Genomic DNA, 12,882 nt, shown 5'->3' with positions numbered 1-12,882 from the left:
CCTTTAAGATGTTCTTCCACCTCAGAAATGGTTAATTCTCCTGATCTGAAGGCATCGAGAATTTCTTTATGATTCATACGATTTACTCCCTTCTATGATGTTTTGCACACTCTTAAAATCCAATTTCCCTAGCGCCACCTCTTGCATCATTCCGATGATGTGCTCGTCTGTATACGTGCCCTTTATGTGATGTGCTGCTGCGCTATGATTTTGTTTTTCCGCTTTTAAGGCCAAACGGTCAGATAGAGCTTGGACTGTCTGACATTCAAGGATTTCCCGGCCGGCCATCTTCAGCTGCGTGGTTTTTTCGATATGCCGCATCAATTTTCGGCCAAGAATTGAATCCATCCCATAATCCAGCAAGTTTCTTTTGAAATTGATTCGATCCTCAGATATGCCCAATTCTCGTGCTAAAAATTGAACAATGATCTTTTGAATATGGGTTTTGCCATTCGGCTCGTCAATCTCTGTTTTCATATCTTGTGAATGCTGTTTAACGGCCTCTGATTGCTGAGTGCCTGACGAAACCCAATACCGCTCCCTTGCAAATGGATAACCAGGTAAAGAAACCATCCGAACGTGATCGCCATCATGAAGGAGTTCCCAAGGAATCTGATATCCTTTCACCCAGCATTCCGCGATGTTTTCCAAATTTCTTTCTTTTGCGAGAGCTTGCAGAACTGCTTCATCTTGTTCTTCTAACATCCCTTCTGTATATCCTGTATAAAGGGATCTCTGTTGGCCTGATACCCCACCATTCTTCATTGCTTCCACATATTCCTTCAATTTTCGCACCAATTGCTTCTGATTGTTTGCAACGATCGCGAGCCTTGCTTCCATGGCTTTTCTTCCAACCTGAAGCGTATATGCCATATCAGGTAAAGAAAGGTTATGATTCTGCTCCAGATACGCAATCATGCGGCAGGCAGCATCCTGAAGCCGATCGTCATTTTGGGCTGAAAGCACGATGACCTGCGGTGACCCTTGATGCCGCTGTGTGGGCGGCTGATCTTCCGGAATGTATTCTTCAATGACTGCATGTGCATTGGTGCCGCTGATTCCAGTCGTGCTGATCGTTCCCATCCTCGGCTTCTGATTTTTCCTGATCCACGAACGGTTTTCTTTGCAAAGCACAAATGGGCTTTCTTTAAACGGAATATACGGGTTTTCCGATTCACAGTGATGAGTGGCCGGAATGATCTGGTTTTTCATAGCCATCAGCATACTGATTAAAGCAACCGTTCCTGACGCTGCAAATGTGTGTCCGATTAAAGGTTTAATTGAGCTGATCATACAGAATTGCTTCTGCTTCGTATATTTGCTGAACACGCTCGTTAAAGCTTGGACCTCAAGCGGATCACCAAGATTCGAGCCGGTACTGTGCGCCATCACATATTGAATATCGAGCGGATTGATTTCATTTTTTTCATAAATGTTTTCGATCAATTCTGCCTGGCTAAAAGGATTTGGCGCAGTAATGCCGTTGGTTTTGCCATCGTAATTCACGCCGCTGGCTTTGATGCAGCCATAAATATGATCTTTATCTTCAATTGCCTTTGATAATGGTTTCAAGAGAACAGCAGCCACCGCTTCACCTGGCACAAGACCATTGGCATCCTGGTCAAACACTTTGCATTGTCCGTTCGGAGACAGCATTTCGGCCCTTGTCAGCGCCTCAAAAGACATGTGAGAAATATTCAAGCTGACGCCGCCGGCTAAAGCCATTTCACAATCCCCCTGACGCAGAGCTGAACATGCCTGGTGAATCGCCACCAGTCCAGATGAACATGCTGCTGTCAAAGCCATATTAGGCCCTTTTAAATCCAATGCGTATGCGATTCTCGCAGACAATGTGGCGTTTTGTGTTCCGTTAATGTAATCCGAATCTCCGGTTAGGTGCGCATATTCCCCTTCTTCCACACCTACATAAACACCGCAGGATTTTCCTTTTATCCGATCTCCCATATAGCCGGCGTCTTCAAACGTGTGCCATGCTTCCTCTAGAAAAATGCGCTGGCGCGGATCCATGCTTTCGGCTTCTTTAGGCGATATTTGAAAAAACAGCGGATCAAACCGGTCTATGTCTTTCAAAAATGCACCCCACCTTGGCACTGCTTTTTCTGGATCTCTGTTAGCTCTCCCCCAGTCCCGGCGTTCACTCGGGATGTCAGAGATACACGATTTACCGTTTTTCAGATTATCCCACAGCTCATGGACCGAATCAGCTTGAGGGAACCTGCCGCTCATGCCGATAATGGCAATAGGCTCATCGTGAACCTGCCGAATGCTTTTTTTACTGGTTTCTGGTTCTAAAGCTACAGGAATTGCTGCATAAGCTTCAGGGGACTTTTGCGCCTCTGATGCATCATCCCGGTAAAATGCTTCAATCAGCTCTTTATGATCGGTTAAGAAAAAGCCGATCAATTCTTGTAAAGTCGAATAGCCGAAAAATAAAGCCGGTGTTACTTCGATGTTGAAATGCTTTGATAACACATTCGAAAATTTAGCCAAATAGATTGAATCAAATCCGAAGTCGGCCCAATTTTTGTTCACATTCAGCTTGTCCTTTGAAATCTTAAGCAATGTGTGAATATGCTCTTTCAAGTCGTGTTCTAAACGCTTTTCAACGCTTAACGTTTTTACCTCATCCTTGTTTTCTTGTGCTAGAGGGGCTTGAGTGGCCGGTTCTGGAATAGCTGGTTCAGTCATTCCTAAAAATCGGCTGACACGGCTGGGCTGACCGGCTATGACGAGATGCTGAGCATCCTGCTGAGCTAGGATGTGCTCAAACATACGGATGCCTTCCTCGGCTTCTAGGAAGCGTTGGCCGCTTGATTTCAGGTACATATCCGTTGTTTCCTCATCACCGATCTTCATTCCGCCATCCTTCCATACAGGCCAGTTGATGGCAAACGTTTTACCGTTATGCAGCTCATTTCTGTATTGTGCGTAAGCCATCTGAAACCTGTTGCCAATCGCATAATCACAACATCCAAAATCCCCTAAAACCGCAGAAGAAGAAGAAAAATAACACATAAAATCAAGGACTTCATTTTTAAGCCATTCATCAAGCGCTATCGTGCCGTTGATTTTCGGTTCAATGATGCGCTGGAAGCTTTCGATCTTTTTGTCAAAAATAGCAGAGTCGCTTTCGATTCCGGCTGCATGAATGACACCGTTGATGGCACCGAATCGGTCTTTCCCTCTTTTTACGCAGTCTCCCATTGCGATAGGATCAGACACATCTGCTTCTGCATACATCGCTTCGCCGCCTAGATCATTTAATTCTTTTATTTGCTTTTGCTTCTCATCATTAAAAGGCGACCGCCCTGTCAAAATCAGGTTTGCGGCATAGTTTTTAGCCAAATGCTTGGCAAATAAATAACCAAGCCCTCCTACACCGCCTGTAATCAGGTAAGTACCGCCAGACTTCAATTTGCTGTCGTCCGGTTGTATCGTTGTCTGTTCAATGTGATTTACATATCGTTTCGCATTCTGATACAAAACCGTTTGTTCAGCTGAAGCCTGTAATTCTGCCCATATATTACGTGTCCAATCATCCATCGATCCTTGTTCCGCCGGCTGAAAGATTCCAGTCACTTTTGTGTGCGGAAGGACAAGCCCGAGTGAACGTTCGAAGCCAATCCATGATTCCAGATAGCTTCTGTCAAGACCATCTTCAAAACATCCTGCCAGCAGCAGCCGTGAAGGATGAAGCTTTGCTGCGGACATACCTTGTAATAGGTAAACAATACAGGAATGGTCCTTTATACAGCGCTTGTCTTCCATAGGCCACATATAGAGGATTGCATCTGGCTCTCCAAGTTCTTCTTTAATGCTCTGGAAGGCCTTTTCAAAAGTAACGGGTTCTTGCCGCACAATCTGGTAGCTATATTCAGACTGTTTGCTGTACACTTCGCCCTGTGATATAAAAATGACCTTGGTGTCTTGATCAACGTTTTTCAGGGCTGAAGCAAATGCGTTTTGCTTTTCTCTTTCAGTCAGAAAACAGATGAGCGTTTTGATACGTTTCGATGTGAGAGTCGCCGGCTCTTCTTTCCACACTTCTTGAAAAGTCATAACCTTGAAAGGTTCTTCTGTTTGCTGATCATGATCCTGTTCTATAGACGCCGGAGCCTTTGCCGCGCCTGGTGCCCAGTAACGTTCTTTTGCAAATGGATAGGCCGGAAGACTGATCCGGACAGGCGTTTGGGTGCCGTACAGCATGCCCCAGTCGAAAGACAAGCCTTTCACCCAAAGATCCAGCAGTTTCGTATATTTCCCTTTGCTCATCCATGCTTCTATGATTTTTCCCGTATCCTCATCCACTGATAAGACTGCTAACGCTTTTTTGTTATCATCGATGCGATCCAGATACAGGCTGTCTGCTTTGTTTTCGATAAAATCGTTCAGCTTTCTCTCTAGATCCTCTAGTGATTCCGCTATAAAGGCCAGCCGTTCCTCCATTGCTTCACGGCCTGTTTGCAAGGTATAGGCAATCCTGATCAGGTCTGTTTCGCGGTACCTTTTTTGTTTGATGGCTGTAAGCAGCTGTTTCGCTTTTTCTTGCAAGCGTTCCATGTTTTTGGCCGACAGCACAATCAGCGCTGGAGGATGGTCTTTCGGCGTTTGCGCCCCCGTTCTTGGAATATATTCTTCCAGGATGATATGGGCATTGGACCCTCCGGCGCCAAAACTGCTCAAGCCAGCGCGCCTAGGCACCTCTTGCCCGCCAATCACCGGGCGTTTCCATTCACCAAGTTGCTGCTGAACGACAAATGGCGTATGGCTGAACTCGATGTTCGGATTCAACCGCTGAGCATGCAATGATGGTGCAATTTGGCCATATTTAAACTGAAAAAGTATTTTTGTCAGCCCTGCAATTCCGGCTGCACTTTCACAATGACCGATATTTGATTTGCTGGAGCCGATCGCACAAAACTGTTTCTCCTGCGTATCTTTCTCAAATGCTTTTGTTAACCCCGCTATCTCAATCGGATCTCCTAATGCAGTGCCTGTTCCATGCGCCTCTAAATAACTGATGGTTCGGGCAGGAATGTCGGCGCGCTCCATTGCTTCTTTAATTACCTGTGCCTGTGCATGAGGATTTGGAACCGTGTATCCATTTGTTTTTCCTCCGCTATTAATGGCACTTGCCTTTATCACACCGTAAATATGGTCACCGTCCGCTATTGCTTGCTGCAGCGGCTTTAACACAATGGCGCCTACGCCTTCACCGTCGACAAATCCATCTGCATCATCGCCGAATGATTTACATGTATCACTAGCAGAGAGCATATTCATGACAGATAAATTCTGATAGTGAACCGGGTCGACAACTAAATTGACACCGCCGGCAATGGCACAATCACTCGATCCGCTATAGATGCTTTCCAGCGCTAAATGAATCGCTGTCAGGGAGGATGAGCAGGCTGTATCGACTGCAAGACTCGGGCCTTGGAAATTCAGTAAATAGGATATTCTGTTGGCGATAGACCAATAGCCGTAGCCGGTCGGATAATTTTTGTTCATGACTCCGGCAAAGACGCCGATTTTTCTGCTTGAACAGAGCGAGTCAGGCGTGTATCCCGCGTCTTCAATACTTGCATAAGCGGTTTGCAGAAATAATCGCTCCTGAGGGTCCATTCTTTCTGCCTCAAGCGGAGAAATCTGAAAGAATAATGGGTCAAACTTGTCCATATCCTTGATAAATCCGCCCCATTTCGTATAAATTGATCCTTCTTTTCCTTTTTCTTTATCGTAATAAGCTTTCCAATCCCAGCGATCTTTCGGAATTTCCTCAATACAATTTCTTCCTTCTTTTAGGTTGTTCCAAAAGTCTTCTGCTGTTTCCGCCTGAGGATAGCGTCCAGAAATGCCGATAATGGCAACGTCACGGCTTGCAAGAGTGTTTGTCGGTGTTTCTTTCTCCCCGCTGAAGCCAAGCTTGCGGTAGCGCCGTGTTCTTTTAGCGGCCTGATCAGGTTTCTGTGAAGATTGGGTTCTGCTTTCGGCCGGTGTTTGTTGTTGAACTTGACGGTCAAGACCTGTTAATTTCATCAGCGCTTCTGTTTTTGTTTTGATGAAATGCTCCACTAATGCGTCAATGGTCTGGTACTCGAAAAATAAAGTGCTGCTTACATGGTCAAATTCTTTACGCAATGTATTCGTCAGCTGGACAACAACGATAGAATCAATACCGTACTTTTCAAGCGGTTCAGATGACTCAATCTTTCCTGCAGGAATTTTCAACGTTTCCCCGATTAGTTTTTTCATATATTCTGTGCTTTTTTCTCTTAGGAGAGCATGTTTTGATTGTCCAGCTTCCTCTGAATCTATGGTATGAATGTAGGCTGGCTCCTGATTAGACGCTTGTGAAACAACCTTCTCCGGCAAGATCACATTTTTCATCATACGTCGAACCAGCCCGTTGCTTGAGGCTGCGACGATTTGGTGACTCAGATCATGTGCCGCCTCGGCCGGGAAAAAGACAGATTCAAAGCCTTCGCTTTCAAGTGCCGCTTTCCAGCTGTCAGGATGTAAGCCTGGACAGCCGGGAATCCGCACTTCAGGATCTTCATACAGCCACCAGCCTTCCAAAAGACCAAAGGTGATGTGAGGGAACAGGCTGTTTCCCGCCATTTCATTCAGCAGCAGCATTCCGTTGTTTTTCATTACTGCTTTTGTATGCCGCAGTGTTTGACGGATATTTTTTGTTGCGTGAAGGACATTAGCGGCAATGACGACATCATAGCCTCCCGCTTCAAATTCCTGCTGGTCAATCGGTTTTTCCACATCAAAAAGCTGATATGTCAGGTACGGATTTTCCGCCCCATATTCCTTTTCTGCATGCAGCAAAAATGCTTTAGACAGATCTGTATAGCAATATTCATTGATGTGCTTTTGATATGGTTTCAGTTTTTCAAAGATTCCGGCACTCGTGCCGCCTGTGCCTGCGCCTATTTCCATAATGCGAATCGATGCCTCAGGGTCGTGCTTCAGACGTTCATCCAGATAAGCTAATAATGTATCGGCAAGCACTTTATTAAAATAGTCTGCCACTTGGTTATGCTTATAAATGCCTTCCACCAGTTCCATCGAGGAATGCGGGAACATGATATCTGTTGCAGGGACTTTCCCTGTCAAAATATCCGGTAATGCTTTCAGCATGGCCTCTGCTAATACAACCATCGCCTTTGTCTCGCTGTCTTTAAGCCACTTCTCTTTTTTCGCATTCCATTCTTGCCAAAGCAGCTCGATATCCTCTGCTTGGTCCTTCCTCACCAATGAATCTCCAACTTTCTTAAGATAGCCATGCTGCAAGAGAAATTCGCTGCTTTGCCGAATCCATTTTCCATAAAATTCACGAGTCTTATATTGTTGAAGACGTTCAACCGATAATGTATAACCATCAAACAGCCCGGCCGTTTGCAGCTGTCCTAACAACAGCCTGTAAAGAAGATCATCAAGCTCTTCATGTGTCACTCTTTGGAATTGTCCCGTAGTCGGCAGACGCTCCATCAGGCTCTCTGTATCTGCTGAAGGTTGCTCTGGATAAAGAGTGATGAATTCATTCTGATTCACGCCTTCGACTGCTACAGGCTTTGTCGTATGAATGAAAGCTGTTTGGCTGACTGGCCCAGAAAGCAGTGCTTCCAGCGCCTTCATAGCCTCCGCAGGCTCAATTAAACCTAAGCCGATTTGATTCATGAGCTGTACATAATGTTCATCCTCAGCCGCTTCACTATCCCCCCAATATCCCCAGTTCATGACTTTTACAGGGCATGCCCAGCTCTGAGAAAGCTGGTGGGCAAAAGCATCTGCAAATGTACAGCCAGAGGCATAATGGCTTTGCTTCACATTTTTGATATGGGCTACAAGCGAAGAGAAGAATAAAACAAAATCTACATTCTCCTGGCGGAACACTTGGGCCATCCGAATACTGACATCGATCTTCGCCGCCAGTCCAGCGGTGAATTCTTCTGGCTTCATTTTTTCCAGGCTTTGCTCAAATAAAACCATCGCAGAGTGAACAATCCCGTGAATATGAGGATGGCGCATTTTCACTTGATCATAAGCCTGCTGCAATGAATGCTTATCGGCTGCATCGGCTGCAATGTAGAAAGGCTCAGGGCCAAGCGCCGAAAGTCGGTCTATTTTTGACTGGATGGCAGCATTAAGTTGACTTCGCCCAATCCAAACGATTTGCGCTTGGTAGCGGCGGATCATGTACTCACTCCACGCCTCTCCGATATACCCGGCTCCTCCGATGACCACATAGACTCCGCCTTTCCGATACAGCGTGTCGCCTGACAGTGAGTGCCGATATGGGATCAATTGCTGCTGATGCCATTGCCGATTACGATAGGCCCAAGCATGGCCAAGGCGGTCAGCTGGGAGCGCAAACATGTGATTTACCGGCCATGTGCAGCCTTTTTCAAGATCGAGAAGACGGATTTTCCAGTGTGGATATTCCTTTGCCATTGTGCCGGCAAGCCCATGAATGCTTGCATGAGCGGGTTGTACTGCCTCATGTTGCGTAACCGGCTGCGCTTGGACGGTCACAAGAGACCATTCAAGTTGTTTCTCGCCATAGCCTAATTGCAGGCATGCTTTCACAAGCTTAAATAAGTGAAGAACAGCTTCTCCTTGTCCATCACTACCTATACTTCCCCGGTGTGACGGGGCAATCCACAATACATGGTCAATGCTTCCGTACGCTTGCAGTTTGTCCGCTATTCCCTCAATGTCATCTGCAGGCCGGATATCGATAAAGGAAACTTGCGGATAATGATGCTTTATTAATGCCCGATTAGCTTCATCAGCACCGCATAAAACAACTCGTGTACCAGCAAACGAAGCATTATCCTCCGTATCTGAAGAGACCGGTTCCCAGACAGGGATCATCATCGTATGCCCGGTCATCTGAGAATCAGTTAATAGTTGCGGCATTGAATGCTGCTCTCCATCAAGCGCCCGCATCGAGGCACCCTTCATTCGCACACAAACGTGTCCGTTCTCATCACACAAATCAATATCATACTTTCTGACTTTGTCCTCCGCTTTACTGTCTGAACTGTATCGAATATAAGACCATATCTTCTCTGGACATGGGCTGAAAATATCAACCTCCTGCAACGCAAATGGAAGAGACAGCGTCTGAGCTTGTCCAGCGGCATTGACTGAGCTAACGATAAAACCGACTGTGGCATGGAACGCGGAATCCATCAAACTCGGGTGGAGCGCAAAATGCTGCTTATCGTTTTTTAGAAAAGCGGGTAACGAGATTTTTGCAAGCAATTGATCTTTGCCGACATAGACTTTTTCAATCCCTTGATAGCCCTCTCCATAGTCAAGCCCAATCTTTCGAAACGCTGCATAGCATTGTTCTGACGTCACTGTGTCCAAACTGCATTCTGTCTGTATTGATGAAAGGTTTAAAATGGAAGTGTCCGCTTCATCTGAAATGACAGCGCGGCCTTGGCAGTGTATCGTCAGGGCTTCTTCTTTATGTTCAGAGCTGCTATAAATGTCAAAGGAGATGTCCCCGTTATCCTCAGGAAAAAGGCCAATATGTATTTCTTTTGGTTCACTTTCTATCGTGATAGGACGCACCCACACAATGTCTTTAAGCGACACCACTCTTTGTTCGCCGTCCAGATCGCCTGCAGCTTTTTCCGCTGCTTCCCTTGCCATTTCTAAATAGGCAACGCCCGGCAAAATCTTCTGTCCCTGTACAACATGATCAGAAAGGAAAAATTCCGTGCCTGTAAATACAGAGCTAAAGCGCTGCTCAGTAAAGTCTGATGTATTGCGGTGCACCAGCGGATGTAAGATATGATTCACAGTGCTGGTTTTCATTTCAGGAACCGGGATCCAGTAGCGCTCCCTTGCAAACGGATAGGTCGGAACACTGATCTTAAGCGGCTTGCGATCGCCGTATAGGTCGTCCCAGGTGACCCGCTTTCCTTGAACCCATGCTTTCGCCATTTCCATCATTTCGCTGTCTTTTATCAAATGGTTATTCAGCGCATTTACCGATGTCGGCCCAGCCGCCTCCTGATTCTCCTTGGCTTGTCCGGTCCAGCAGCCCTCGATCTCTTCTTCTCCATTGGCAAACGCCCGAAGTTTAGCCGTTAAATCTTTTATGTCTTTTACGATGAAGGCCGCACGCTCCTCCATTTCAACCCGTCCTGCCTGCATGGTATAAGCTAACGCTAAAAGATTGACGTCCTCGCTAAGAAAATCAAGAAGGTTAAGAGCGTAAGCCTGCAGACGATCTTTGTTTCTCGCAGACAAAGGTATCACTATTTCTTCATTTTTCGTTAAAATCGTCTCTGAATGACTCTCTGCCGGAATATATTCTTCTAAAATAAGATGCGCATTTGATCCTGAAGCGCCAAACGAACTTAAACCGGCACGGCGGGGATATGTGACGTCCACCCCGTTTTCTGTAAAAGATGGCTGCTCCCATTCCTTTGTTTCATGCTGGACAAAAAATGGGGTTTGATCGAGCTTCAAATAAGGATTCAGCTCTTCTGAATGTAATGACGGCACCAAGGTTTTATGATGCAACTGCAGAACAGTCTTCGTTAAGCCGCTAATGCCGGCTGCAGCTTCAGCATGGCCAATATTCGATTTAACAGAACCGATTGAACAGAATTGCTTGTCCTGCGTATTGCGGCTGAAAGCTTTTACTAACCCCTGTATTTCAATCGGATCTCCCAATGAGGTGCCAGTGCCATGGGCTTCAACATAACTGATGGTGCGCGGATCAATTCCTGTTTTTTCTAGACACGCTTCGATAACATCAGCTTGAGCTACCGGGCTCGGTACTGTAATTCCGCTTACTTTCCCTACATGATTTATCGCACTGCCTTTGATGACAGCATAGATTCGGTCACCGTCCTGTTCAGCTTTTCGCAGCGGTTTTAGCAATACTGTGCCGACACCTTCTCCAGATACGTAGCCATCCCCGCCTTTGCCGAAAGTATGGCAATAGCCGTCACTTGAGTGCATCCCTACACTGCCATAGCTGATATATTTAGCCGGATGCAGTGACAAATTGACGCCTCCGGCAAGCGCGGCCTCACATTCTCCATTCCGGATGCTCTCTATTGCCAAATGAACCGCAGTTAATGAGGAAGAGCAGACCGTGTCCACCGCCATGCTTGGACCGTGGAAATTACAATAGTAAGAGACCCTGTTGGCGATTTGCGCATAATTCAGCGATAAAGGAAATGGATTGTGTTCTGATAGAGCTTCAGCCCCTATAAGGGAATAGTCCTTATGCATAACGCCGGCAAACACACCGACATGCTGCCTTTTATTTTCTCCCTGCGGTGAAGCAATTGTCTCTGGTGTATAACCCGCATCTTCAATAGCTTCCCAGCACGTCTCTAAAAATAACCGTTCCTGAGGGTCCATCATTTCCGCTTCACGCGGAGAGATTCTGAAAAATTGAGGATCAAAGCAATCAGCATCCTCGATAAACCCGCCCCATTTTGACAATGGCTTGCCCGAAGGTGAATCCAGTCCATTGTTTTCTTTCCATTCCCAGCGTGAGTTTGGAATCTCTGTGATGCAGTCGGTACCCGCTTTAAGCTGTTCCCAAAATTCCTGTATATTTTTCGCCTTAGGATAGCGTCCCGCCATTCCGATAATGGCTATGTCCTCCCCGATCTCTGGTGAAGAGGTAACACCATCAGGAGAATCCTTCATTGGTGAAGGAGATTGGCGGACAGCATCGTCCGCCTCTCCAATTGAATAGTGATCAGCAAGATGAGCAGCTAGTTCTGCAATTGTTGTAAATTCAAACAGCAGTGTCGGAGCAAGATCCGCTCCAACCTTATCTCCAATTTCCTGAACCACGGTAAGCAATGACGGAGAATCCAGACCAAGCTCATAGTACCCAGCGTGGATATCCATTTGTTCTGCCGGCCTTTCAAGCTGCTTAGCAAGCAGCTGACGCAAATACATTTCAAATGCGGGATAGTCCCGACTGATGTTCTGAGAGACAGCAGCTCTTTCTTCTTGAATTTCTTTTGCAGAATGAAAGGCTGACATATTCCGTACAGACTTGCCTGCAAATTGTTTCAGCTCGGCCACTTTTTGTCCTGATGAATTAAAATATTCAATCGTCATATAAGTGAGCTCTTTCTTTTGGCGCACAGATGAGGAGAGGATTCGTGCTGTACATCCTTTTTGCAATTGTTCTGAAGCAGAAAACGATTCATAACACAATGGCAGGTACATCGTTTGATCTGAGAGCAGGCAGCTTGAACCTATGCCGCTGCCGTCAATAAGCGTCGGATGAAACAGAAAAGCTTCAGAATGGCGCAGGGCGTCCTGTCCAACTGCTAAATCAATTAAAGCACCCTCTTTGGTTTCATAAATCTGTCCTTCCGCCTTCATCATGCCGGTATGCACTAACTCCTGAGAGCGGCATTGTTCATAGATTTCATCTAAATTCAGAATCCTGTCAGCTGTTTTTTTCCACTGATTAGGGTCTATTGATTCGGCAAAAGAAGTTTGCTCTTTACGATGCATGTCAGCAGTCACATATTGTCTTTTGTCAGATAGTGATTCTCCATGCTGTTTTTGTCCGTCGATGATGATGGACCATGTCCCTTCCTTTCTTTCAGACACGTGAATGGTCAGGGCAATGTCATATGACTCATCTGCGATCAAAGGGTAAAAAATGGTCAGGTTTTTTAATTCAAGCTCTTGGTATGCATAACCATGTTCCTGGAATACTTGGTAGATTAAATCTATATAAGCAAGGCCGGGTAATAACGCTTGTCCATATACCTTGTGGTTGGACATGATTGGATTATTTAATGAAATGTGCAGTTGTTCAGTTATCATTTTCCCACTCCTCTC

The 12,882-nt window shown here is 46.0% G+C and carries 1 protein-coding gene; it reads right to left on the bottom strand.

All coding sequences use genetic code 11. The features are described 5' to 3' along the window. Positions 1 to 66 precede the first annotated feature (66 nt). Positions 67 to 12,867: a polyketide synthase PksM gene (gene pksM, locus WA279_RS06865; RefSeq protein ID WP_336154765.1), complete on the bottom strand. Its 12,801-nt coding sequence runs from the start codon at positions 12,865 to 12,867 to the stop codon at positions 67 to 69. Between the last annotated feature and the right edge of the window lie 15 nt (positions 12,868 to 12,882).

The organism is Bacillus sp. 204(2023) (assembly GCF_037027505.1).
Classification (GTDB): domain Bacteria; phylum Bacillota; class Bacilli; order Bacillales; family Bacillaceae; genus Bacillus; species Bacillus subtilis.
Note: the sequence above shows the minus strand (reverse complement) of the source record. Positions and strands in the feature narration are given on the sequence as shown.